Annotated in this window: 21 protein-coding genes and 1 pseudogene; 14 read left to right on the top strand and 8 right to left on the bottom strand. The window is 52.9% G+C overall.

Annotated elements, in window-relative coordinates; genetic code table 11:
• The first annotated feature begins 17 nt into the window (after nucleotides 1-17).
• From C5Y44_RS13270 to C5Y44_RS09480, 4 genes are all read left to right on the top strand, one after another.
• Nucleotides 18-584: a hypothetical protein gene (locus C5Y44_RS13270; protein WP_369831084.1), complete on the top strand. Its 567-nt coding sequence runs from the start codon at nucleotides 18-20 to the stop codon at nucleotides 582-584.
• Nucleotides 506-1,309 carry an MFS transporter gene (locus C5Y44_RS09485; protein ID WP_158255480.1) on the top strand — a complete coding sequence of 268 codons (804 nt, stop codon included), beginning with the start codon at nucleotides 506-508 and terminating at the stop codon, nucleotides 1,307-1,309. Before C5Y44_RS13270 ends, C5Y44_RS09485 begins: the two co-directional genes overlap by 79 nt.
• A gap of 230 nt (nucleotides 1,310-1,539) precedes the next feature.
• The gene (locus C5Y44_RS13265; RefSeq protein ID WP_146108491.1) at nucleotides 1,540-2,151 is read left to right on the top strand and encodes a hypothetical protein; all 612 of its coding nucleotides are present in this window, start codon (nucleotides 1,540-1,542) and stop codon (nucleotides 2,149-2,151) included.
• A gap of 5 nt (nucleotides 2,152-2,156) precedes the next feature.
• A complete protein-coding gene (locus C5Y44_RS09480) occupies nucleotides 2,157-2,342 on the top strand; it encodes a hypothetical protein (protein WP_105324720.1) in 186 nt (61 codons plus the stop codon).
• 22 nt (nucleotides 2,343-2,364) lie between these two features.
• On the opposite strand, the gene C5Y44_RS13500 is transcribed toward C5Y44_RS09480, so the two are convergent.
• Complete coding sequence (locus tag C5Y44_RS13500; protein WP_233189941.1) at nucleotides 2,365-3,081, bottom strand: EamA family transporter; 717 nt, start codon at nucleotides 3,079-3,081, stop codon at nucleotides 2,365-2,367.
• A gap of 129 nt (nucleotides 3,082-3,210) precedes the next feature.
• The gene (locus tag C5Y44_RS09470; RefSeq protein ID WP_105324719.1) at nucleotides 3,211-3,615 is read right to left on the bottom strand and encodes a hypothetical protein; all 405 of its coding nucleotides are present in this window, start codon (nucleotides 3,613-3,615) and stop codon (nucleotides 3,211-3,213) included.
• A 105-nt stretch (nucleotides 3,616-3,720) separates the two neighbouring features.
• Between C5Y44_RS09470 and C5Y44_RS09465 the strand changes: the two genes are divergently transcribed.
• The 6 genes from C5Y44_RS09465 (at nucleotide 3,721) to C5Y44_RS09440 (ending at nucleotide 12,104) form a co-directional block, all read left to right on the top strand.
• Nucleotides 3,721-4,533, top strand: a complete 813-nt coding sequence (locus tag C5Y44_RS09465; protein ID WP_105324718.1) for a class II glutamine amidotransferase — start codon at nucleotides 3,721-3,723, stop codon at nucleotides 4,531-4,533.
• An 11-nt stretch (nucleotides 4,534-4,544) separates the two neighbouring features.
• Entirely contained in the window at nucleotides 4,545-5,888 is a 1,344-nt protein-coding gene (locus tag C5Y44_RS09460) for a M20/M25/M40 family metallo-hydrolase (protein WP_105324717.1), read from the top strand.
• A gap of 38 nt (nucleotides 5,889-5,926) precedes the next feature.
• On the top strand, nucleotides 5,927-6,484 hold the full coding sequence (locus C5Y44_RS09455; RefSeq protein ID WP_105324716.1) for a hypothetical protein: 558 nt from the start codon (nucleotides 5,927-5,929) through the stop codon (nucleotides 6,482-6,484).
• A gap of 331 nt (nucleotides 6,485-6,815) precedes the next feature.
• Nucleotides 6,816-8,360 (top strand): SpaH/EbpB family LPXTG-anchored major pilin, encoded by a 1,545-nt coding sequence (locus C5Y44_RS09450; protein ID WP_105324715.1) that lies wholly within the window; start codon nucleotides 6,816-6,818, stop codon nucleotides 8,358-8,360.
• Nucleotides 8,361-8,459: 99 nt separating this feature from the next.
• On the top strand, nucleotides 8,460-11,216 hold the full coding sequence (locus C5Y44_RS09445; protein ID WP_233189939.1) for a choice-of-anchor G family protein: 2,757 nt from the start codon (nucleotides 8,460-8,462) through the stop codon (nucleotides 11,214-11,216).
• On the top strand, nucleotides 11,217-12,104 hold the full coding sequence (locus tag C5Y44_RS09440) for a class C sortase (RefSeq protein WP_105324714.1): 888 nt from the start codon (nucleotides 11,217-11,219) through the stop codon (nucleotides 12,102-12,104).
• Here the strand turns inward: C5Y44_RS09440 and C5Y44_RS09435 are convergent.
• Both C5Y44_RS09435 and C5Y44_RS09430 read right to left on the bottom strand, forming a co-directional pair.
• Entirely contained in the window at nucleotides 12,075-12,383 is a 309-nt protein-coding gene (locus C5Y44_RS09435) for a CHY zinc finger protein (RefSeq protein ID WP_105324713.1), read from the bottom strand. The two genes, C5Y44_RS09440 and C5Y44_RS09435, sit on opposite strands and share 30 nt — an antisense overlap.
• A gap of 10 nt (nucleotides 12,384-12,393) precedes the next feature.
• On the bottom strand, nucleotides 12,394-12,975 hold the full coding sequence (locus C5Y44_RS09430) for an adenylate kinase (RefSeq protein WP_105324712.1): 582 nt from the start codon (nucleotides 12,973-12,975) through the stop codon (nucleotides 12,394-12,396).
• Between the two features lie 201 nt (nucleotides 12,976-13,176).
• Here C5Y44_RS09430 and C5Y44_RS09425 point away from each other — a divergent pair, with 201 nt between their 5' ends.
• Together C5Y44_RS09425 and C5Y44_RS09420 are read left to right on the top strand one after the other, a co-directional pair.
• A complete protein-coding gene (locus C5Y44_RS09425; protein WP_105324711.1) occupies nucleotides 13,177-14,742 on the top strand; it encodes an ATP-binding cassette domain-containing protein in 1,566 nt (521 codons plus the stop codon).
• Complete coding sequence (locus C5Y44_RS09420; RefSeq protein WP_105324710.1) at nucleotides 14,739-15,143, top strand: VOC family protein; 405 nt, start codon at nucleotides 14,739-14,741, stop codon at nucleotides 15,141-15,143. Before C5Y44_RS09425 ends, C5Y44_RS09420 begins: the two co-directional genes overlap by 4 nt.
• Here the strand turns inward: C5Y44_RS09420 and C5Y44_RS09415 are convergent.
• The 4 genes and pseudogenes from C5Y44_RS09415 to C5Y44_RS09400 all read right to left on the bottom strand — a co-directional run bounded on the left by C5Y44_RS09415 (nucleotide 15,140) and on the right by C5Y44_RS09400 (nucleotide 19,018).
• A pseudogene (locus tag C5Y44_RS09415) lies at nucleotides 15,140-16,162 on the bottom strand (sulfate/molybdate ABC transporter ATP-binding protein). The gene C5Y44_RS09420 and the pseudogene C5Y44_RS09415 sit on opposite strands and share 4 nt — an antisense overlap.
• Nucleotides 16,159-16,968 (bottom strand): sulfate ABC transporter permease, encoded by an 810-nt coding sequence (locus C5Y44_RS09410; RefSeq protein WP_105324709.1) that lies wholly within the window; start codon nucleotides 16,966-16,968, stop codon nucleotides 16,159-16,161. The pseudogene C5Y44_RS09415 and the gene C5Y44_RS09410 overlap by 4 nt, the downstream one beginning before the upstream one ends.
• A 3-nt stretch (nucleotides 16,969-16,971) precedes the next feature.
• Complete coding sequence (cysT, locus tag C5Y44_RS09405; RefSeq protein WP_105324708.1) at nucleotides 16,972-17,805, bottom strand: sulfate ABC transporter permease subunit CysT; 834 nt, start codon at nucleotides 17,803-17,805, stop codon at nucleotides 16,972-16,974.
• 1 nt (nucleotide 17,806) lies between these two features.
• On the bottom strand, nucleotides 17,807-19,018 hold the full coding sequence (locus C5Y44_RS09400; RefSeq protein WP_105324707.1) for an extracellular solute-binding protein: 1,212 nt from the start codon (nucleotides 19,016-19,018) through the stop codon (nucleotides 17,807-17,809).
• A gap of 542 nt (nucleotides 19,019-19,560) precedes the next feature.
• Here C5Y44_RS09400 and C5Y44_RS13495 point away from each other — a divergent pair.
• Both C5Y44_RS13495 and C5Y44_RS13490 read left to right on the top strand, forming a co-directional pair.
• Nucleotides 19,561-21,345 carry a non-ribosomal peptide synthetase gene (locus C5Y44_RS13495; RefSeq protein ID WP_233189938.1) on the top strand — a complete coding sequence of 595 codons (1,785 nt, stop codon included), beginning with the start codon at nucleotides 19,561-19,563 and terminating at the stop codon, nucleotides 21,343-21,345.
• Nucleotides 21,342-23,681, top strand: a complete 2,340-nt coding sequence (locus C5Y44_RS13490) for a Pls/PosA family non-ribosomal peptide synthetase (protein WP_233189937.1) — start codon at nucleotides 21,342-21,344, stop codon at nucleotides 23,679-23,681. Before C5Y44_RS13495 ends, C5Y44_RS13490 begins: the two co-directional genes overlap by 4 nt.
• The last annotated feature ends 33 nt before the right edge of the window (nucleotides 23,682-23,714 follow it).

The raw sequence follows: 23,714 nt of genomic DNA, 5'->3' as shown, positions 1-23,714 counted from the left end.
CCAACTACCCTCAACACGTGGGGCGATGGATTGGCACCAGGCGGGAAAGTTGTACAAAGGGCATGACAAGATTGAAGAAACAGAAACTCACGTGGGCTTTAGCTTTAATTGTTTTATGCGCTACCAGCGTTATTGACGAGCTCATTGCCGTCATTTTGCTATTGGAAATCGACAGCGGCGCAGGATTCTGGCCATCCCTATTGTTTGCAGTAACAACTGCCGGAGCGCTTATCTCCGGCCCGGTCTCAAGCAAACTTCTCGATGGTCGCCGTGAGTTAGTGACACTGTTTATTTACGCACTCCTGGCTGAAGCCCTAGTTACGCTAATCCTGGCGGCAACCGCTTTGTCATCCATTCCAGTCATTGCAGTCATTGCCAGTGGCCTCATGGAAATCTTGGGCGGTGTCCTATGGACAATCGTTCTGCTATTTATCGCAGAAACATTTAACAGAGACGAGCTAGATACCGCGAATAAGTGGACAACCACCATTCGCAATCTGGGTTTGTGGCTGGACCGACATTGGGCGGACTACTGTACGCTTTTGGCGCGCATTACGTGTTTTGGGGCGCCACGATACTTCTGATACTGGGGATCATCCTTACTGAAGCATGCCTTAAACCGGTCTATTCCAATGCAGATGATGAAGCAGCCCAGGAAACTCCCGCCCGGCGCTCATTTATTTCCACAGTAAGAGAGCTATTTACGCTCCCCGGCGTCGCTATACGCATTCTGCCGCCGATATTGACAGCGTTTTTCGGTTCAATCGTCAACGTTGGCTTGGTGGTTTATATCCTGACCGTCCGCAACGAAGCTCCTGCTGTCTACGGCTTGGTTAGCGCTTGCATCAGCATCGGGCTGGTGCTCGGACCCTTCTTCGTGGGATTCTTAGTTAAAGATCGAATGCGACCCGGTATCGGAATCTCCGGAATCTTCTGTGCCTTGGGCATCGCCCTGCTCTTTCAGCCTGGGAACATCGCTTTTACGCTCCTCGCTGGTCTCCTCATGGGCATCGGCAACGGTGGCCAAAACACATTCATGCCCATCTTGCTCATGAATGCCCTACCCAAAAAGCTCCGCGCTGCTCTCATGCCGGCTTTCGTATTCAGTATTCACAGCTTCGTGTTTCTTTCATATATTGCCGGTTTCTTCATCTCGGTTCACAACGTAGTTGCCCTAATGATCATTGGCGCCATCATCACCGTCGCCCTAGGAATTTTCTCCCTCACAAGGACTCCCATCGCAACGCCACAACAGCGGATAGTCCGGCAGCTTAAAGCGGCAGCCTCAAGCATGCGAATCACCGTTTAATTGCTTGTCCGATGGTTATTAAAACGATGAGCACAAGAATCACGAGCTGAATAAAACCACCAGAACCGCAACCCAGCCCATAATCTACCTACAACTTTGACCAAAGCACCCCCGTTCGCCATCCCCCAAAAATGACAAATCGCACTCTGCTTGAAACGCCGCACACACATCCGTAGGCTTAGGGCAACCTAAGTTAGGTTAGGCTAACCATATATTCGAATTGAGGAAAATTGAGAAAACTTTTTTGTACGATTGCTGCTGTCTTCATCTGTGGAACCTGCCTTACTCAACCAGCGCTTGCAGAAACTAACGCCATCAAACCCAAAAGCGCCTATCCAGATGAGGTTGTAAAGGTTGTTGAGAAAGGCTTCTCGGAACCTCTGTTAACATCCGAGGTTTCACTATTGAAAGACAACTATCCAGAACTCGCCGCAGTTGTCCCCGACCTCCGCCCATCTAGTATCGAGTCAACATCAAACCAAAATCTGCAAGCTTCGGCCCATGCCGCAAATGGTTGTAAATATGCCTCAGGCATGCAGCACACTAAAACCCTCCTCGGGTTAACTTTCTATAAAATGCAAACGACTGTTAATTTCTGCTGGAGCGGAAACCGTGTGACTTCCGTGAGCGGGTTAAACACAAGCTTCAGTAATGTTGATCCAATGGCCGAAATCGGTGGTGTCGTTGAGTCGACTCAACGACCTGGCGCTAATGGGTATGCCCGCCATAAATATCTGGTAAAAAATGTTGTTCCGTGGGTGGGGCAATTAAGTAGCCAATACCCCCACAATACTTTCACAATGTACCCTGGAGGGCGATTTAATCACGGACATGGAGTGTAGTTTTAATGAAATGGGTCCTTAAGTCCTTAGCTTTCATCCTTGCTTTCGTGCTCACCACCGCCATTTTGACGGCACTAGTTGCCGTCACTGGTCTGGGCGCGGGCATAGTTGAGATGGCAATCATCATGGTGATTGCTGCCGTCGTTGGATTCTTCGTCGCGCGTTCAGTGGGCCGGAAGCAGAAGTCTTAAAACCCCAGGCCAATACGAGTCATCACCGTTTAATTGCTTGACCAATGGTTATTAAAACGATGAGCGAAAGAATCACCAGCTGAATCGGATTAATGCTCGCGCCAAGTAAAATCTCAGTAATCATCACTACGGCAGGAAGCGCCGCGATAATCAGCGCGGCAACAAACGGCGGCGCCAAAATGATCCCCCACTGCAATAAAAGAATGGGAAAAGTAATGCACAACACCGACAGCGCCACCGTCGATGTGATTTCTCCCTGGCTAAAAGACGTCATATCAATGGTGGAAAAAGCCACGACGCCACTTAGAATCCACGCGAGATGAAACCTGATGGCCGCAATAGAAATAACGTCCAAGCCCAGCTGCGATGCCCACTGCGAGGAATACAGCACGCCGACCGCAGACATTCCCGCAGCGATAGCCAAAAGAAAACCCACCACGGTTCCGCTGGAAGCATCCACATCACCCAAGAAGAAATAGCCTAAGGCCAGCACCACAATAACCAGCGGCGGAATAAGCGATTTGCTAAATCGTTGCGCAGCAAAAGCCACAAACACTGCGACCACTAACGGACCGATGCCGGTCTCAATAACGCTGGCAGCAGTCGGTGGAATCAACGTGGCTGAGACATAAAATAAACAAAACGCACCAGCGGTAAACAGATTCAGCGCAAGCGCAATCTTGATCCCACAAGGACTCTTCAATAACCCGAGTGCGGAACTTTTGCCGGCCTTGCGCATCGCAAAGCCTGCGGACGAAATTATTGCGGCGATAAAGAAAGCTCTGCTTCCACCCGATGCCCAACGACTGCTGTACCAATACCCTGCCACAACACGGCGACAGCAATAATGAACGCGCCCGCTGTGGATCTACTCATTGTGGACTTTCTTCTTCACAGAAGACGAAGCTAGCGCGCGACGCAGTACATGGGAGCATCCACTGATCACAAAGCTAACTCCAAGAAAGGCCAAGGCCCCCGCCCCAATATTGGGGCCATCAGGCAGCGAAATCACAAACTTCACCAGCAATATGCCGACGATGATATAAGTGATGTCGCCCCAGTAGAATGACACTTTGAAAAATAGCAGCGGAACACCAAGCGGAAGTGCAATCACACCGCATGCCAGAGCCAGTACAGCCCAGCCGTTGAGCTCAAAATACTGTCTCTCGGGAAATACAAAGACCATTATTAAGCCCACGATGGCAATCACCACCTCAGGAATGGGCAGAGCGAATCTCTTGTGGCGGATTAGTCGCTGATCTTTTCTTTCCATGTTCTCACCTTAATTGGGATTCACAAAGGGTTCCGGAAGTTCAGGAAAAGTGGGACACTTCAGGCATTAGGCAATTGCAAATGAAGCATGGGAAGCGAGGGAGCCATGTGCCGACTTTTCGGTTTAAGTGCAGGACAGCAGCGCGTGCGCGCATCGTTCTGGCTTCTTGATGCCCCAGATAGCCTCATCCTTCAATCCCACCGCAATCCGGACGGCACTGGCCTGGGGACTTTCGATGCCGATGGACTACCCCGGGTGGAGAAAGAACCGATCGCGGCCTACCAAGACACCGCCTTCGCCCAAGAAGCGAAGCACCGCCGCAGCAGCACCTTCCTGGCACACCTGCGCTACGGCACGGGCGCGCCCGCAGAAGCTCGCAATACTCACCCCTTCGAGATGGACGGACGATTATTCGCTCACAATGGAATCGTCGGTGATCTGTCGCTGCTTAAAGAACACCTCGGTGCTGATCTAAAGCGGGTGCAGGGTCAAACAGATTCCGAGCATGTCTTTGCACTGATCACCAGGGAGACAAAGCGCGCCGGCGGCGATGTCGTAGAGGGAGTGCGCCAGGCTTTGTCCTGGCTGGCAGAGAATGTGCCGGTCTACGCCTTAAACCTGATCATCACCACGGCGCATGAGATGTGGGCTGTGCGCTGGCCCGATACTCATGAGCTATTTCTGCTCGACCAACGAAAACAGCCAGCATCTGTTGAAGAGCGTACCAGCCACGGCATGCGGATCAGCTCTCCGGAACTGGGCTTTCATCCGTCTGTGGTAATCGCCAGTGAGGTGCTAGATCCTGCTCGCAACTGGCAGCGCATCCGCTCCGGCGAGCTGATTCACGTGGGTGCAGATCTATCGCTGACCCACATCCCGGTGGTCGACGGCCCACCCCGCAGGCTGCTCGCACACTAAGATGGCAGGTTATGAGCCTTTATGATGACACTTTGGAATTGCTGCAGGAACTTATCCGCAATGCCTGCGTGAATGATTTAACGGCGGATTCGGGTGAGGAATACCGAAATGCGGCAACGTTAGAGAAGTTCTTTGAGGGCACTGACGTGAAAGTGCAAAAATTCGAGCCGCATCCGGGCCGAGTATCGGTGGCGTTTACCGTGGAAGGCTCCGATCCGCAGGCTGAGCCGCTGACGCTCTTGGGCCATATCGACGTAGTTCCAGTGGATGAGCCCAAATGGACGAAGCCGCCATTTGATGCGCTGATTGAAGACGGCAAGTTATACGGTCGCGGCGCAGTAGACATGTTGTTTATTACCGCCAGCCAGGCAGCGGTGACCCGCAAGATTGCGCAGGGCCCGCGCCCGAAAGGCACGTTGACTTTTGTGGGTCTCGCCGATGAAGAAGCCCGCGGCGGGTTGGGCGCAAAGTGGATTTCGGAGAATCAGCCCGAGGCGTTTTCCTGGCGCAATTGCTTATCAGAGACCGGCGGTTCGCACTTGCCGGCATTAGATGGCAGTGATGCGATTGGTTTTAATGTCGGCGAAAAGGGTGCTGGCCAGCGCCGTATTCACGTCCACGGCGATGCCGGGCACGGTTCGACGCCTTTTGGCAAGGACTTTGCCGTGATCAAGATAGCAGAGGTCGCACGCCGGATTGCGGCCGCGCAGCCACCGGCGGTATCGAATGAGACGTGGGAAGGTTTCGTTCGGGCGTTCAAATTTGATGAGGCAACGGAGCAAGTGCTTATCGATGGCACCGCCACCGACGCCGACTACGAAAAGTTCGGCGCGCTTTCTGCTTATGCGCATGCGTTTTCTCACACCACCATCGCGCAGACTGTCCTGCGCGCCGGTGGCGCGATTAATGTGTTGCCATCGCATGCCTGGTTGGAAATGGATATTCGTCCGTTCCCTGGTCAAACCCAGGAAGATCTGGACGATTTCCTGCGTGCAGCCTTGGGTGATTTGGCTGAGGAAGTAGAAATCGAGCACCTCATCACCGAACCCGCAACGCATTCGCCTGCCGATGGCCCCCTGTGGGACGCCATTGTCAGCACCACCAAGGAATTCTTCCCCGATGCAGCCGTAGTGCCAGTACACGCAACAGGTGGTTCCGACTTACGCTTCGCGCGCCGCTTGGAGGGCGCTAATGGTGGACGTGCCTATGGCTTTGCGATGCATGCGCGCGAGCGCGACATGGCCAGCGCCAACTCCCAGTTGCACAGTCACGATGAGCACCTCTACCTAGAAGATCTGGAACTAACTGTGCGCGCCTATGACTCACTGGTGCACAAATTCTTAAGTGTTCGCTAGCGGTTTCGCAAATGTTACTGGTGTGACATAATGCGCTTATGCCAAAACTCACTTCCGCGAAGACCGGGCTGATCGCAGCCGCCACTGCCCTGACTGCCACCCTTGCCAGCCCAGCCATCGCATCTGCCGATGTTGTCGATGACGTGCTGGCAAAAATGCCTTCTGGCCAAATCTCCTGCTCCCAAGCAAAGTCCCAGTACACCAACGCTTCTGACTACAACTCCAAGAAGCGTCAGGCTCTTGCCGTCGCCACCGTTCACCCACGCGGCGCCGAAGTTCGCGAAGCGATCGGCCGCATGGACGAAGCCATTGCGCGCTGCAACCTCAACGGCGGCGGTAACACTGGCGGAAACACCGGTGGCAACAACAATCCTGGGAACCAGAACAACAACTCCGGCAAAACTAACTCTGGAACCAAGAACTCTGGCACTAAAAACCCTGGTGCACAGGTAATTCCTGTCCTCGTTCAGCCAGGCATGCCCACCGTGGATGTCCCTGTAGCCAATATCGCTACCTTCCGCATTCCAGATGCAGCGAAGATCGCATCCAACACTTTCAAGGAAGTCTCTGCCAATATCCCTGGCTCCTCTTTCTAAAATAAACTTTTAATCAAATGCAGTTGTCCGCGTCGCGGGCAGCTGCATTTATCGTTCCAAAGACCCATAGTAGTTATTATTTTTGTTCGAAAATATCTACAATAAAGCGATCGCAATACGTGGATACGATTTAGACGTGTCGGCCAAGGAGATTTACTCTACCCCCTAAAGGCACCCCCATCACGCATTCCATTAGGGCATTTGTGCAGGAGTTTTCCTATAATGACGTTCGTTTGGCAATACAAGCCACCAATTGGAAAGTTCGACCCGAAGGCAACTTTTTCGATTCGAAGTATTCCACCCTCCTTCCCTTCACGAACATAGGAATGCTATGACCCTCATTTCCAAGCGAATTTCCGCTGCTACCCTAAGCCTTGCTCTTGGATTTACCATCGCCGGTGCACCAATGCTTGCTCCAGTCGCATCGGCTCAAATCAGCCAAAACGATGTATCGAGCGTCGATCTAACTGCGAACGCTTCGCTGACAATCAACAAGCGCTTCGGCGATCCCGTCGCAGCTGGCGACCCAGAAAATGCCCCCGGCGATCCCCTCCCAGGCGTCCAGTTTCGAATTGAAAGAGTCGATTTCGACAACGAGTTAAATACCCTCGCTGGTTGGAATGACCTCATGCAGCTGCAAGAAACCGCGGGCGCACTCGATGATCTAATTGCCGCAGACGAAAACACTGGTGGGAAAACCACAATCGATACAATCACAACTGGCACTGATGGAAGCGTGTCTATCGATCTTGCCGTTGGCGTCTACTTGGTTACGGAGCTTCAGGCTGGTAACTACACCGTCGCCAAGCCTTTCTTGGTGTCTCTGCCATTCACTGATTCAGATGGCGTGTGGAACTATCACCAGGTTGTAGCTCCGAAGAACCAAGTTGCGAGCGTTTCCAAGGACGTCGCTGATGCTGGCGCTACCATCGGTTCGACCATCAACTACACCGCCCGCGCCTCTGTTCCAGCTGACGATCTAGATCGCTTTGTCATCATTGATAACCTTCCTACTGCGCTAGCAGCTCCCCAGGCCGACGCCGTCGAAGTTTCATCCCCAGAAGGTACGCCACTAGCAGAAGGCACTGACTACTCGCTAACCATTGCAGGTCAAGAGGTTCGAATTGAGTTTCTCGAAGCCGGACTGGAAAACCTCGAAACCCAGCGCCTCACCAATCCTGGCCTCGAGGTAGTCGTTACCTTCCCAGCACAAATTATTGATCTCCCTGCTAACGGCATCATCCGCAACGATATTGAGGTTCTTCTTCCCAATAACGGTCGAGTGACCACAGACCCTAATGATCCCGACAACCCAGGTGAACCAGAAGACGGCGCAGAAACACACCTTGGCTCATTAACCATCAACAAGCGTGATGCTGCTGGCGAACTAATCCTCAATGATTCGGCCAAGTTTGAGCTGTGGCGCTGCCAAGAACAAGAACAGGTTCTAACTCTTGTTGGAGAACGACTCTTTGCTTCAAATAGCTCAGACATTAGTGGGGATCCAAGTTCTCACCGTATCGACGAGTTCGAGACAGTGAACGGTGAAATTACCGTGTATGGTGTTCAAGTCATCGACCATGTAAATGGTGTCGCTCCTACTGCCGATGAGAGCGACAAGCTTTGTGTAATTGAGACCGAAGCACCTGAAGGGTATGTCATCAATCCAGAGCCTCAGGAAGTCACCTTTGTTGATCCCGACAACCCAGAAGATTTCCGCATGGTCGTTGATGTCACCAACTATGAAGACACAATTATTGGACAACTACCTGCTACCGGCGGCAAGGGAACTCTAGCGCTTATCGCAGCTGGTGTTCTTGCTGCTATTGCTGGTGGATTCGCTGCGCTGCGCGGAAACCGCGCTCGCAATAGTTAATAGTCGCACGCTATAAGCGGCAACCAAGTTACTTTAATCCCCAAGAAGGTTACGATGCTTCGCGCAAAATTCATGCAGTGTATAGCAACGGTTTTGGCTGTGGTTTTAGTAACTTTGGTTGCAGCACCTGCCACCTCGCAGGCTCAAACCTCTAGCCCTTACGATCCTTTAACAGAGCATCTTGAAGATGCATTGTCCTATGGCTATGGCGGCTTATTGGACCTGCGATTGCTCAATCAGCATTTAACCATCGGTCCCGATGACCGTGCTTTGACGGCTGCCGAACTCAACGGCGTCAACCAGCTGTGGGAAGTATTAGAGGACGACGTTAATAATGCTGATCCCACAACGTCCAAGATTGATGTGGGACTGTTAGAACTCATCAATATCAACCTCGGGCAGATTTCACTTCCTCTGCTTGGCGACGGTGGACTCCTGCAGTTCGTTATGAATGATGCGCAAGTTGGTGCGTTAAATGAATTCGCACATGCGCAGTCACCTACGCAAGCGATCGGCGCTGTGGGCGTCGTGAGCGACTCCGGTGGATTGGAGCTTACGCAGCCTGGCGAAGGAGCCAACGCCACAATCAACATATTGAGCTTGCTTGATCTGCAAAATACCGTGATTGCGGAGTCAATCATTGATGAAGCTCGTCTGTCTTTAGGCGCAGTTAGTGCCGGCGCCATCAAACCCAGCCAAAATCTCGATGACTCTGAGGCCCTAAATTGCGCAGAGAACTACACCGAATTCGATTACTCTAAGTTAGATCCAGACGAGGATCTCTTCGGCGATGAAGAAATCCTGGAACAAGAAGATGGCCGCATTTGTAGCTCGTATCAAATAGCTGATGCAGAGCTAGTGATTAGCTCCCCACTCGTTGGTGGCCTGGTTTCTGACTTGGGCGCTACGCTTAAAGTGCTCCTGGGCGGAGTTGAGAACACCCTTAATGGCCTTCTAGGGTCAGAAGGAGTATTGGGAGCAGTCGGACTTATTCTCGGTCCGGTACTTTCGGCGACTGTAGAAGCCAATATCGATGAAGACACCATCATCGATTCCCTGCTCATCGAGCCTTTAACTTCTTCAGATGGGCTAGTCACAATCGACCTCACTTCAGAGGAAGCGGGAACTGGCTTGATAAAAATCGACCTTGAAAAACTTCACACCGATGGCCTGAATCAGTTAGACCCAAATACTTCCTTGCTCACCGGCGAGCAACTTTCAAAAATTACGGATTCGATTACGAACCTTTTAACTGCTAGCGCCGTAGAGGAACCGAACGGGCTCAACGCGAAGCTCGACCACATTATTCGTGGGCAAGAGCAAGACCGGAAAGGTGGGCTGTATGCCACGGAAATTGAAATCGCCGTGTGCGGCGTCTTGTGTTTATTAAGATTGGACTTTACCGCGACCCTTGGCGGCCTGCTCACTGGAGCGCAAGGAACATCAGATCGTGCCGAATACGAGGCAAATCCTTACGACTTCTATCATCGCGCAGGGCTGTTGAGCCTCGCTGTAGAACTTATCGCCCCGTTGCTGGGCACCGTAGGTGAAATCGTCGAAGGAATTCTCTTCGGGAATGACGAAGACCCAGGTGGATTACTCAGCGGACTAATTACCAACCTCCAAACAGGTGTTGTCAGTCCCCTGCTGAATTCCTTAAATCCAGCGCTGACGCAAGTTCTTGATCCGATTGCCAACATCATCGTGAACCGGCAGACATTGACAGAAGTTGAGCACGGCACGGTATTTACAGTGTCTGCGTTGGAACTCAATGTTCTAGATTTGGGAGCTCCCGCAAGTGACGTAATACATTTGCCGCTCGCAACAGCAGCAGTGATGGCACAGAATTGGAAGCCGCGGGAGATGCAGATAAACATCGCAAAGCAAGGCGATGGCCGTAACTTGCACAACGGTGGATATACCTACGATCTTCGATGCTTCAATGGTGAGACCCCGATTTTTGAGTCGGAACTTATCGATTATCCATCCGATAACGTCGGTGAAGGATTTGAATACTCCGATAATTCGGGTGAACTGCGCCTTGTCGGAGCCTCAGGTTTCACTACTGATGTGCAGCTGCCAGAGGGTGCGACATGTCAGTTGAGCTCTAACCCCTCGCTTTCTGATGAAAAGTTTGCAGCGCTACGCCCCACGGGTACTACGCCTTCGCGAACTCCCTACACGTACTTCCTCAACACCGATGAACAGGGACTTCACGTATCTACGAGTGAATCATCGTGGGAATCCATAGATGGATTGGAAAGTATCAACACTGATGTTGTTGAAGATGGCTGGAAACAGCACGCCATCAACATCACCGTGCCTGCACAATCTGATGAGATTCAATTTAATATTGTCCACTCGTACGATATTGATACCCGAGCCATCGAAGTCATTGCGGTCACCGACGGTGAGGAACCCGCAGCCCCTTATGTCTTTGAATACTCCATCGACGAAGGAGCAACCTGGCAGTTAGTAGAAGACAACCTCACTACGGATGTTCTTTTGATCGATGGAACAAGCTTGGAGCCAATTCAAGTTCTGGTTCGTGAGCAACTCCCGGACCCTGCCCCTGACGTGCGTTGGGTGCTTAGGGAACCGGAAACTCCATTAAAGAGTGACTCAGAAAATGGATACTCCACGACAGAATTCTTCAACGCTAACCACGGAATTGATGAGGATTCTCCGACGACACCAAACCTGCAATTGATTGCCACCAATGGTGTTCCTATTTCCTTTGATTTCTCAGCGATGCTTCCGGACACGGGGCGAAAGACGCTGGTGTGGATTCTTGGCCTCGGGCTGTTATCCGCACTCGGCGCACTCATCATGCACCTCCGAGGTAGGAACGATTAATTGTCTAAGCACCGGAAAGCCACAAAGGCGAATAGAGCGGGTCGCGGTTCTCGCTTCATTTCAGTAATCCTTCTGATTATCAGCGTGCTGCTTTTGTCATACCCCGTGGTAGCAACGCTGTTGACGGATTACAACAATAGCGAGACTGCCCGCCGGTATGCAGAAGAAAGTACGGAGTCCGTGCCCTCGGAAACCATCACGCAGCTGATGCACAATGCGGAGGAATATAACGCCGGGCTGTGGGCTGCCGGACACCCTGTGCGACGCGAAGACCCCGATGATCCGAGATATCAAGGATATAAAAAGCAGCTTCTCGCGTCAGAGCATTCATCCACGATGGCGCGTATTCAGATTCCTGATGTAGCAATTGATCTGCCCATCTATCACGGCACCTCTGATGATGTTTTGTACCGAGGAGCCGGGCACCTGTACAACTCGGATCTTCCTATCGGCGGAGACAGCCATACCTCGGTTATTACCGCGCATACGGGGATGGTCAATGCGAGTATGTTCGATAACCTCAGCAATCTCAAGGAGGGCGAGGCTATCTATATCACCGTGCTTGGTGAAACCCTTCGCTACCGGATGACGGGTTCAGAAATTGTGAAACCCACTGATTACGATGCCATCACCTACGAGGATGGAGTGGATAAAATCATTTTGATCACCTGTACGCCCTATGGAATCAACTCAGACAGATTGCTGGTCACAGCAGTAAGGGACCATCTGCCCATCGAGGAAGGCGAAGTACCAGAAGGCTGGAAACTTCAGTTGTCTTGGTGGATGAAGATTGCGTTAGCAATCATTGCACTCATCATCGCCACAGCGGTGTGGTCAATCATTCGTCGACGGAGGAAGCTAAAAGAGAAAGTAGATATGGCGGTGTAGTGAGCACCCCGGATTGAATAGCTGTCCGCATCGCGGGCAGCTATTGGTATTTCCGGTGTAGTCAGCAAAGGTCATCTCATGGCCGCATGCACCGCACAGCACTGCGAGGGTTTTCAGGTCCATCGCCCCGAAGCTATGGTCAGTTGCTGCAGCATGGCATTCGTAACATGCCCAGTACTTATTGCAGGTCGCGCACTTATTTGCAATCACGTCTTTCTCAGAGTGGTAATGCGTGCAGCGTCCCGCATCGTCGAGAGTATCTCCGTAAATTCTGGGCATGGGCGCAAGTTTAGTCCGCGCTGAGGTCTGCCGCGTAGCGCACGAGAGCCTGGAATTGCCGCGGGTGCGTTAGTCGATAAACCGGTGGCATGTTGGGATCAGCTTCCATAATGCGTGCTTGCTCCCGACGCTCGCGCCAAGTCTGCAGCCACCACAAAAAGATCGAGTCTTTACTCAGTAAGGACAACCGGAATGATTCCTTATTGCCATTGCAGCAGGTCTCCCCACGTAACGATCGTGACATCGTGCGTTTGAATAGCTGTGTGAAAGTCACCAACGGTGGGTAATCCAGATACACGATGACATCAGTTTCCGGGTACACAATATCGGTTGCCTTTGAGCCGCACGACGCCATGACCCACGCCCCAGACTCCATATGGCGGCTAACCCGTTCACGTTGCTTTTCAGGCGAATACGTCGTCCACGGTGACTCTGAAGCGGGCATCCACAACACGTCGTTGTCATAGTCAATGACGTGCAAATTTTTCAGCTCTGCCCACGTGCGCGCAGCCGTAGACTTCCCAGCGCCGGTGACACCTTGAATGACTATTCGGCGGGCATTTAAAACATCCTTGGTTGAGGCACGTGACATTGGAAAAATCCTACCGGTTGGGATGCCTCAACCGCTACTGAATAAATAGTGCTACAGTCATCGGCGTATTTGTTGTCAACGAACAGGATTTAGACGTGAAGATTGCACGCCGCACCGCATAACCACTGCTGAAGCGCGCGCACACGAGCATGCCTTCAGCAGGAAATCTAGATTTTCTACTGCACAAAAGGCGCTGCTTTCATGTCTACTTTTAACAACCTTTCTTTTTCCTGGCCTAACGGCACCGCGTGCCTGCGCGAGATTTCAGGAACACTTTCTGCACCACTAACGGGTCTTATCGGTGATAATGGCTCAGGTAAATCCACACTGCTCAAACTCATGTTGGGCACGTACTCCCCTACCTCCGGCAGCATCGAGGTACCGGACAATATTGGTTACTTGCCCCAAGATTTAGGATTGAAAACTTCTGCCACCATCGCGGATGTCTTCGGCGTAACTGAGATTCTCGATGCACTCGCAAAGGTCGAGGCCGGTGAGTACAGCGAAGAACTGCTGGCTATCATTGGCGATGACTGGGATGTGGAAGAGCGGATTCAGAAATACATCGGCAAGCTAGATGTTCACCGCACCATTGGCACCTTGTCTGGTGGTGAAGCTGTATCCGTTGCCCTGGGTGCGGTTTTTGCTCAGCAACCGGACTTGGTGTTGCTGGATGAACCGACCAATAACCTGGATGCGGGGGCCAAACACCAGCTCATTTCGATGCTGCGCTCATCGACTATTCCCACTATCGTGGTCAGCCACGACCGTGAACTTTTGGCACATGTTGATGAAATCGCCGAACTCTTTAATGGCCGGCTGCGCCAATTCAGCGGCAACTATCAGGAGTACCGCGCTGCGATTGAGCAGGAACAACAAGCTGCGCGGCAAGAGGTTCGCGAGGCAAAGTCCACCTTAAAGAAAGAAAAGGATGAACGCGCGGCACTGGCAACCCAGATTGCGCACGATGCTGCGAAGGGCAAAAAGAATATTGCCAACCGGCGGAAATCGCGGCTGGCATTGGGCAATGACAAGGCTCGTGCGCAAAATACTGCGGCGAAGCAGAGTTCTAAACATGCCCAGGGCATAGCCGATGCCGAGCGTGAACTGGATTCCGCACAACGCCGGGTGCGCAAAGACGCCCAAGTTTATGTCACGTTGCCATCGACGAAGCTCGCCGCCGGAACGAAGGTATTACACGTGCAGCTACCACCAAATGTTGAGCAACGTGAAGAGTTCATCATGGTGGGCCCGGAGTATCTACGCATTGCGGGTGCAAATGGAACAGGTAAGACCACGATTTTAAACCAGATTTTTACTGGTGATGAGGACGTTGTTGATTACGTTCTTTCCAATATGGGGTTTATTCGCCAGCGCATCGAGTTTGATGGGGAGCTTACGGTGTTGGAAACCGTGGCGAAGCGTCTGCCGGAATTTACACCGCAGGAAATTCGTGACCAGCTAGCGCAACTGCTTTTCCACAATGACACGGTCAATCAAAAGATGCGCAGCCTGTCTGGCGGGGAGCGTTTCCGTGTGGAGTTTGCGTGCAATGCGCTTGCTGCACCGCAGCTGCTCATCTTGGATGAACCGACCAATAACTTGGATATCTCCACGACGCAGTGGCTTATCGATGCCCTAGCCAGCTACAACGGCGCGGTCATCGTGGTAAGCCACGATGATGTCTTCTGCGAGGACATCGGGATTGATTACACGGTTACACTCGGTGGCAACTCTTCGTCGAACCCGGAAGGCACCACATCATGACCATCAACGCAACCACCTATGTTGGCTTTCGCGGCAATGCCCGCGAGGCACTCACCTTCTACCGCGAAGTATTCGGTGGCGACTTTCAGGTAGTGGAGTGGCCAGACAATGATGAGCACCTCATCATGCACGGCCACCTCATCACCGCAGCTGGCTGGGACCTCATGTGCGCCGATAACCCTGAACTCGGTAAAGAAGACTCAGCCAATCAGCGCATGAACATTGTCATTTGGGGCGATGATGTGGAAACTATGACCGCCCAATTTGAAGCTCTCTCTGAAGGCGCGGAGGTTCACATGCCGTTGGTGGAACAAGCATGGGGTGCGAAGTTCGGCGGGCTCAAAGATAAGTTCGGTGTGGACTGGGGCTTCAATGTCGAAGCCCCATCCGCCGATGCTTAAACTGTCAGATTTGCAGACTGCGCTGGTTGATCTTTAACCAGCGCAGCTGGTCTAGTGGCGCGGGCGAAAATATGGTCACCTGGTTCTAAGTTCAACGCCAGCGCATCACCGCGGGTGATCTCAGCATTGAAAGGGTTGCCTGTTGTGGCTTCTTGGAGTTCAACGCGCACCTCGAATCCGAGGAAAGTTACGCGCTGTACGACAGCTTCGATGACTGCGGTTTCGGCAATCTCGTGGCTGGGAATCGCAAGCTCAGCGGACCTGCCAAGGCGGATATCATGTGGTCGCACGACTTTGCCATCCAGCGTTGACACCTGGCCTAAAAAGGAAAGGACAAAATCGGTAGCGGGGTGGTCTTAGAGTTCCGTCGGAGTTCCTACTTGTTCAATACGCCCGTTGTTTAAGACCACGATCTGATCGGCAACATCAAGGGCTTCTTGCTGGTCATGTGTAACCAGCACGGTGGTGATATTGAATTCAGAATGCAGGCGACGCAGCCAATCACGCAGGTCCTCGCGGACTTTTGCATCAAGCGCGCCGAAAGGCTCATCAAGCAGCAGCACCTTTGGGTTTACCGCTAATGCTCGGGCCAGTGCCAGGCGTTGCCGCTGACCGCCAGAGAGCTGGTTGGGATACCGGTCGCGGAAACCCGCAAGGCCTACAATTTTGAGTAATTCATCGACCTTGGCATCAATTTCTGCCTTGGGTCTTTTGCGAATCTTCAATCCAAAGCCAACATTTTCCCGCACAGTCATGTGCTTAAACGCGGCATAGTGTTGGAAGACAAAACCAATTCCACGCTTTTGCGGGGAGACATGTGTGATGTCCTCACCATCAATAATGATGGCGCCGCTATCGGGTTGATCGAGCCCTGCAATAGAACGCAGCAGTGTAGATTTTCCTGAACCGGAGGGTCCTAATAACGCGGTGAGGGAGCCTTCTTCGATGTCGAGGGAGACATCGTTAAGCGCGGCGAAATCCCCATAGTTCCTGTGTACGTTTTTGATGGAAATTTTCACTGTTCAATCCTGCTTCTTTTCTGGATGGTGGTCATGAGAATAAGCACTGCCACAGAAACGGCCATGAGCAGCGTTGCGGCAGCATAAGCGCCGAATTCATTGTGGTCATCGATGTAGCGCGAGTGCACCAGCAACGTCAGTGTCTGCCCGCCGCCGGCGAAGTTGGAGGCCACCATGATGACAGCGCCGAACTCCCCGAGCGCGCGGGCAACGGTCAGCACGATGCCGTAAGTCAAAGCCCAGCGGATAGCCGGCAGGGTGATGCGAGAGAAGATTTGCCACGGCGATGCGCCCAATGTGGCGGCGGCTTGTTCTTGTTCGGTACCGATCTCCCGCAGGACTGGTTCTACTTCCCGCAGGATAAACGGCAAGGTGACAAAGATGGTGGCTAGCACCATGCCAGGCAGAGCGAAGATGACCTGGAATCCGAGGTTTTCTATTCCACCGAACCATCCGCCGTGACCCCACAGCAGGATGAGCGATACGCCGATGATGACGGGTGAGACCGCGAATGGAAGATCCACAATCGCCTGGATGATGCCTTTGCCGGGGAAGTTTCCGCGCACCAGCGCGAGTGAAACAACGATTCCGAAGATGACGTTAAGCGGGACGGTAATGAGCACGATGAGTACTGAGACTTGTAGTGCGGAGATTGCTGCCGGGGTGGTGATCCACTCCCAGAAGGTGCCAAGGCCGCGTTCGAAGCTGCGGTACAAGATGGTCACGATGGGCACAACCACCAAAACCAGGAGATAAAGCAGTGCCACCGAGCGAAGAGTCAATATTGTGGGACGGGCAAGTTTCATTGTTTAGTCCTCCACTTTCTTAGCTGTGCGGCTAGAAATTAACCGCAGAATGAACAAAACAATGAAGGTGATTAGCAACAGCACCACGGATACCGCCGCGGCCGCCGAAGGCACATCGGATTCGATCTGTTCCTGGATGTACTGGGAGGCCACCTGGGTTTGACCGGGAACATTGCCGCCGATGAGAACCACTGAGCCGTACTCGCCGATGGCACGGGCGAAAGCTAATCCGCCGCCAGACAACAACGCTGGGAAGAGTGTCGGCAAAATAATCCGGAAGAAGATGGTGAAGTTATTCGCGCCCAAGCTGGCGGCGGCTTCTTCTACTTCCCCATCGACTTCAATGAGCACCGGTTGCACGGCACGGACAACAAACGGCAAGGTAACAAACGATAGTGCTAAGACCAGTGCGGGCTGTGTGGCATTGAGTGTAATGCCGACAGGACTATCGGGGCCGTAGATAGATAGCAGCACCAGGGAAGCGACAATCGTTGGCAAAGCAAAGGGAAGGTCGATGAGCGCATTGACGATGCCTTTTCCTGGGAACTCATCGCGTACTAGAACCCAGGCGATGAGCGTGCCGAATACAACGTTGATCAGCGCCACAACTGCGGAGGCGCCGATGGTGACGCGGAGGGCATCGATAGCCCCTTGCGAGGTTACTGAGTCGATAAAGCCTTGCAGCCCGTTGACGGAGAAAGCCTCCGTGGTCAACGCTGCGAGTGGCAGCAGAACAATGACCGAAAGCCACAATGTGGCAACACCCAGGCCGAACTTACCCACTCCCCCGCTGCTGGCTGCCGGTGCAGCTTTGCGGGTAACTATTGCTGTACTCATGTCAGATTTCCTTATAGATAGTGGCGATTACGCCATCGGATTCGCCGCTGCCAGGCTGTGCCTTTTTAAACAGGAAGGCATCAACCATCGCCCAGCCTTCAAGCGGTTTACCGATACTGCTTAAACCGTGTTGTTTATTCAGCTCTGGACTTTCCTGAGCAATCTGCGCGAATGCTTCTGCAAGATCATCAACCGAATAAGCAACGTCATAAGGTTTGAAAGCCTGCTGTTCTTCCGGGCTTAGCGCATCGATGGTCGGCGTCTCACCGTCCTCGTTAAACAAGTCCGTTCCAGACCGAAATCCTTCTTGCGCCCAGATTTGTTCTGCCTCATCAGTAAAGAGGTAGTCGCGGAAGTCCTCTGCCTGCTGAGGACTCTGGGAGGTGTTGAGCACCGCGACCGGATTTTCAATACGGAAGGTCTGCGGCGGATTCAGATATTCAACACCGCCGCTGGTGCGGTCTAAGAAGATGGCCTCATTTTCATAAGACAGCAGCACATCTCCTTGTCCTTGCTCGAAGGTGGACGTGGCTTCACGCCCCGATTTGGGTCGGAGCTTAAATGTGGTGGAGACCAGCTGACTTAGCTTCTCAGAAGCATATTCATGCGCTTGGGTGTAATTGACTTCCCCGCGTGCTTGCTGCTGGTCAACGCTGCGGAAGAACCATGCGGAATACGGCGCGAGCAAGTTCCACTTCGCCGAACCAGAACTGGCAGGGTTCGGACTGATGACCTCAACATCAGAGTCCAGCAGGTCATCCCAGCTCTGAACGTTTTTGGGATTGCCCTCGCGGGTGACAAACGAGACAACAGAACCAAAGGGAACCGAACGGCCACTTTCATCACCGGGAACATTGTCCTTCCAGTCCTCATCCACAAGTCCTGCTTTCACCAACCGGGTGATATCGGGTTCGACGGAAAAGTTCACGATGTCAGTAGGTACCCGGCGCAGCGCCTTGCGGGATTGGTCTCCCGATGCCCCATAAGACTGGGCAAAGCCGACATCGCTTCCGGCTTCAGTTTCCCGAAAGGCCGGAATAATCTGATCAAATCCGACCTTTGGCACGGCATAGGCAACGATATTTAATCTCTCATCACCAGAGGAGATATCCGCGCCATGCGGTTCATCCGTACTACCACCAGCGGGCGTGAAGACCAGTGCGGCAACAGCAACCGCAGCTGCGGTAGATATGCCCGTGAGAATCTTGCTCATCGTGATGCCGTCCTTTACTGAAATGCTCTGTCTACTTTTAATAGACAAAGTTATCCCGCCACAGGCGTGGGAACGGACAATTTCTTCCACCGCTAAACAAACACTTGCATCCTGCTGCCGCCCGGGGTATGGGACACCTCAGAAGCACACATTGGTAACAAATAAGTATATACACCCATATCGTTACCATTTCGTTATCATTTCCCAACCGGGGAACGATTCGCGCCGGTCAGCGGATTGTGAAAAATATATAGACAATATCCAGCGCTGTATAATATAAGTTCGGGCGCAAAACTTAATCTTCTTAAATTGCATAACAGGGGGCAAAATATACACAGGCTTTTCACAGCGATTTCGTGGGGCAATAAAAATACCAGGCAAAACGATTTTATTCATAGGGGCGATTTACCCAACCGGTGCGATCGCTACATATTTTGCTATATATGCAGTTTTATGCATCCGCAAATCGGTTTAGACAGCAGATAGTTTTGCTATCGATATACTAACGATCTGGCGATTCTAATAACTATTTACGGAGTGTCATGTCTACTGACTATGAGTCTTTACAATTTAATATGTTTTCACCAGATGACCACGCTGAGAAGGCGATTTTTGGGCTCGAAACAGCACCAGAACCACGTACCCTTTTAGGCATCATTGGGCACACCATTCGTACCTACCCTCATGCTGTAGCCATCGAGGCGGACGATGGAACGCTGTCATACGCAGAGTTAGAAGACGTTTTAGAAAAGCAGATTAAACGTCTCAACGATCATGGCGTGGGAACCGGATCACGGGTGGGCATCCGGATTCCTTCGGGAACGACCGATTTGTACGTCGGCATTTTGGCGACCATTTGCGCTGGTGCAGCATATGTTCCAGTGGACTGGGATGAATTGGACTCACGCGCTGAAACCGTCTGGGAAGAAGCCCAGGTAGACGCGGTTTTTGGAGAAGAGTTATCCATTAGCCACCCGCTGCATGTGCCCGAATTAGATGAATCAAAATTACAGCCAGTCTCTTTGGAGAACGAAGCCTGGATTATCTTTACTTCCGGCTCAACTGGCAAGCCTAAGGGCGTGGCCATTAGCCACCGTAGCGCCGCAGCGCTTGTCGATGCCGAGCGTTTAACCTATCTCGCCACTGCCCCACTGGGCCCAGGTGATCGCGTGATGGCTGGATTATCCGTTGCCTTCGATGCCTCGTGTGAAGAGATGTGGTTGGCATGGGCCGGCGGTGCCGCCTTGGTGGCTGCCTCGCGCGATACTGTGCGTTCAGGTGATGTTTTGGGCGAGTGGATCGTCGAAAAGCACATTACTGCGGTATCCACCGTGCCCACCCTGGCAGCCATGTGGAGCGAGGAATTCCTGGGCAATATTCGCCTGCTAATTTTCGGCGGTGAGGCGTGCCCCGCAGCATTAGCTGAGCGTCTACAAAAGCCCGGACGCGAAGTATGGAATACCTACGGACCGACGGAAGCCACAGTCATTGGTTCCGCCGAATTGATGGATGGCACCCTGCCCATTCGCATCGGCCGTCCAATCCCAGGTTGGGCTCTAGCAGTGGTTGATGAAAATGAGAACCCAGTTGCTTGGGGTGAAAGCGGACAATTGGTCATCGCCGGAGTCGGTTTAGGCCGTTATCTGGACCTGGAAAAAGATGCCCAGATGTATGCACCCTTGCCTGATTTAGGTTTAAAGCGCGCATACCGCACCGGTGACTTAGTACGTGCGGATCGGGATGGTTTGATCTTTGAAGGCCGCGTCGATGACCAGGTGAAAATCGGCGGACGTCGCTTGGAGCTGGGCGAAGTTGATAAATACTTAAACTCCGCACCGGGTGTCTCCGCCGCGGCAGCAGCCGTGCAAAAGACCCCAGGTGGCACCAGCGTGCTGGTCGGTTATGTCTATGGCGATGACACGATTGACCTCGACCAAGTTCGTGACATTATGAAAAAGAGCTTGCCCGATGGCATTGTTCCGCAGCTCACGATTGTGGATTCCATGCCACTTAAGACCTCCGGCAAGGTAGACCGTAAAGCCTTGCCGTGGCCTTTGGAAAGCACTTCTGAACTGCAATTTGAGGATCTCACGCCGGCGCAGCAAGAGCTGGCTGGATTGTGGGTCGAACAAATCGGGCATGTCTCTTTGGCCCCTGAGTCCAACTTCTTCGAAATCGGCGGTAGCTCGATTGCTATCGCGCAGCTGGCCGCACGGATTCGTCAGCAATATCCTTTGCTATCGCGCAGCTGGCCGCACGGATTCGTCAGCAATATCCTTCAGCAGAAATCGCAGAGCTCTACGCCAACCCGCGATTGGCAGATATGACGGACTATCTCACCACGCTGAAATCCTCTGCGGATTCGCGCACGCAAACTGCACCGATTCCCCGGCTGGCTGGTGTATTTCAGTTTGTCTTCGTGTGTTTGCTCTACATGATTAACGCTATTCGCTATGTCCTGGGCGCGTTGATTGCAGTATGGGGTTTAGGCACGCTTTTCGATGCCGGCTGGGTTCCACACATTCCAGGTTGGCCACTGCTATTCGGTTGGCTGCTGTTCTACTCGCTTCCAGGAAAAACACTTATTGCAGCAACCGGCGCGCGCATTTTGACCGTGGGCATGCGCCCTGGCCTGTACCGCCGCGGCAGTTGGACGCACCTGCGGATGTGGGCAGCTGGGCGCCTGTTGACGTTCATGCAAATTGATAACCTGTACGGCTCACCCATGGCGCCAACGATTCACCGCATGTTCGGCAATAAAGTTGCTCGTGGCGCACAAATCGCTGCCGAACCATGTGTCACAGGACTGGCAAATATCGGTGAGCTAGCAGTGGTTGAACAGGAAGTTGACCTGCAGGGATACTGGATTGATGGCGATACCGTATGCATCGGCGCAATCACCATCGAAGACCGCGCACGCATCGGCATGCGCTCCTTTATCAACCCTAATGCCCACATTGGCCGCACCTCGGAAATTCTTGCTGGCTCTACTGTCTCCGGCACCATCCCCGCTGGTGAGACCTGGGGCGGCTCCCCCATCGAATTCCATGGCGTTGCGGGTGATAGCTGGCCAGCCGGAACCCCAGAAGAAATCGGCCATGACCGCTTAAGTCCATTGGAAAAGCCGCTCAATAAGTTCAACCAGTACATTCTGTATAACCTCGGCGGCCTAGTCGTACGCTTCTTGCAGGTTGTCAGCATGATTCCTGGCTTCGTGTTGGTCTACCCAACGGTGGCAAATATCCAATTCTACGAAGAGGTTTTCCCGCGACTTTTGCTGTGGGTACCGGTATTTACCATCCTCATGGCAGCAACATGGCTCGCTGGAGTCGCAGTGGTTATTCGCTTGTTGTCGGTAGTTATTCGCCCAGGTTTCTACTCTTCGCACAGTGCGGTTGCCGCAGCCGTGTGGCTGACCCACATCATTATGCAGCGCACCTTGATTTCTGCCTATCCCGTTTATGCCTCTGGATTTACACCGACCTGGCTGCGCCTTTTGGGCGCACGCATTGGCCACAACGTGGAAATCTCCACCGTGGAAACCATCCCGCACTTAACGTGGATTCGCGATGATAGCTTCCTGGCTGACCACTCCTGCGCAAGCACCACCCGCCAAAGCCCACACTGGATTCACATCGGTACCACCGTTATTGGTGAGCACAGCTTCGTCGGCAACTCCGGCATCGTTGGCCCTGACCAGGACGTGCCGGATGATTCGCTTATCGCAGTGCTATCTACCAACCCCGGCAATGTTGATGCTGGTTCCTCGTGGTTGGGCCAAAACCCACACCAGATTCCTCGCCTGGCCGTAACAGGCGATACAACGGCAACTTATAAGCCAACCAAGAAACTGCGGATTTCACGCGGCATCGTCGAAAGCTGCCGCATCATCCCGCAGATGCTCTCCAACGTGCTCGATCTTGTCGCAATCTGGGCTTTGACCATGATTTATATGGGCATGCTCTTTAGCGGCTACGGGATTCTTGAATCGCTAGCGTGGGCGGCACTGCTGTCCTGGCCATTGCTGTTGGTCTCCGGCACTATTGCATCGGTACTTCCCATCATGGCGAAATGGTTGCTTGTCGGCCGTTTCCGGGTCCAAGACCGTCCACTATTTTCCAGCTTTGTCTGGCGCGGTGAACTCGTCGATATCTTTGTCGAGTCACTGGCCATCCCCGCTCTAGTGCGTATGAGTCTAGGAAGCCCGGTCTTTAACTGGTGGAACCGCCTCATGGGTGCACGCGTTGGCAAAAATGTCTGGTGCGAAACCTGGTGGCTGCCAGAATATGACCTGGTCACCTTGGAAGACGGTGCCAGCGTTAATCGCGGCACCGTGGTTCAAACCCACCTCTTCCAAGACCGCGTGATGTCCATGGAACCAGTACTCCTACAAAAATCTGCCACCCTGGGGCCCAATAGCTTTACCCTTCCCGGCAGCATCATCGGCGAGCGCGCCACCGTCGGACCGGGCTCTTTGGTTCAGCGCCACGAAGTAGTACCCGCGGATACCTGCTGGCAAGGAAACCCCGCGCAGTACCTGCCCGTCGAGCAAGCCAATTTCCCACGCGACGGCATAGACATGTCCTCTTCTACCGCCACCGATTCCCGCATCGAAGCACCTGCTCAATCACCGACGCACGCAGATACCTCAAACACGCAATAGCAACTGCTAACCATACGAAAAGGAGAATTCCAT

The organism is Corynebacterium sp. J010B-136 (assembly GCF_002967075.1).
Lineage (GTDB): Bacteria > Actinomycetota > Actinomycetes > Mycobacteriales > Mycobacteriaceae > Corynebacterium.
The sequence above is the reverse complement of the archived record's forward strand: the minus strand, read 5'-3'. Positions and strand labels throughout refer to the sequence as shown.

Excerpts from the sequence above, each read along its gene's own strand:
- C5Y44_RS09480 (WP_105324720.1), top strand. The coding sequence starts at position 2,157 with ATGAAATGGGTCCTTAAGTCCTTAGCTTTCATCCTTGCTTTCGTGCTC.
- C5Y44_RS13500 (WP_233189941.1), bottom strand. The coding sequence starts at position 3,081 with ATGCGCAAGGCCGGCAAAAGTTCCGCACTCGGGTTATTGAAGAGTCCT.
- C5Y44_RS09470 (WP_105324719.1), bottom strand. The coding sequence starts at position 3,615 with ATGGAAAGAAAAGATCAGCGACTAATCCGCCACAAGAGATTCGCTCTG.
- C5Y44_RS09465 (WP_105324718.1), top strand. The coding sequence starts at position 3,721 with ATGTGCCGACTTTTCGGTTTAAGTGCAGGACAGCAGCGCGTGCGCGCA.
- C5Y44_RS09460 (WP_105324717.1), top strand. The coding sequence starts at position 4,545 with ATGAGCCTTTATGATGACACTTTGGAATTGCTGCAGGAACTTATCCGC.
- C5Y44_RS09455 (WP_105324716.1), top strand. The coding sequence starts at position 5,927 with ATGCCAAAACTCACTTCCGCGAAGACCGGGCTGATCGCAGCCGCCACT.
- C5Y44_RS09450 (WP_105324715.1), top strand. The coding sequence starts at position 6,816 with ATGACCCTCATTTCCAAGCGAATTTCCGCTGCTACCCTAAGCCTTGCT.
- C5Y44_RS09435 (WP_105324713.1), bottom strand. The coding sequence starts at position 12,383 with ATGCCCAGAATTTACGGAGATACTCTCGACGATGCGGGACGCTGCACG.
- C5Y44_RS09430 (WP_105324712.1), bottom strand. The coding sequence starts at position 12,975 with ATGTCACGTGCCTCAACCAAGGATGTTTTAAATGCCCGCCGAATAGTC.
- C5Y44_RS09425 (WP_105324711.1), top strand. The coding sequence starts at position 13,177 with ATGTCTACTTTTAACAACCTTTCTTTTTCCTGGCCTAACGGCACCGCG.
- C5Y44_RS09420 (WP_105324710.1), top strand. The coding sequence starts at position 14,739 with ATGACCATCAACGCAACCACCTATGTTGGCTTTCGCGGCAATGCCCGC.
- C5Y44_RS09410 (WP_105324709.1), bottom strand. The coding sequence starts at position 16,968 with ATGAAACTTGCCCGTCCCACAATATTGACTCTTCGCTCGGTGGCACTG.
- cysT (WP_105324708.1), bottom strand. The coding sequence starts at position 17,805 with ATGAGTACAGCAATAGTTACCCGCAAAGCTGCACCGGCAGCCAGCAGC.
- C5Y44_RS09400 (WP_105324707.1), bottom strand. The coding sequence starts at position 19,018 with ATGAGCAAGATTCTCACGGGCATATCTACCGCAGCTGCGGTTGCTGTT.
- C5Y44_RS13495 (WP_233189938.1), top strand. The coding sequence starts at position 19,561 with ATGTCTACTGACTATGAGTCTTTACAATTTAATATGTTTTCACCAGAT.
- C5Y44_RS13490 (WP_233189937.1), top strand. The coding sequence starts at position 21,342 with ATGACGGACTATCTCACCACGCTGAAATCCTCTGCGGATTCGCGCACG.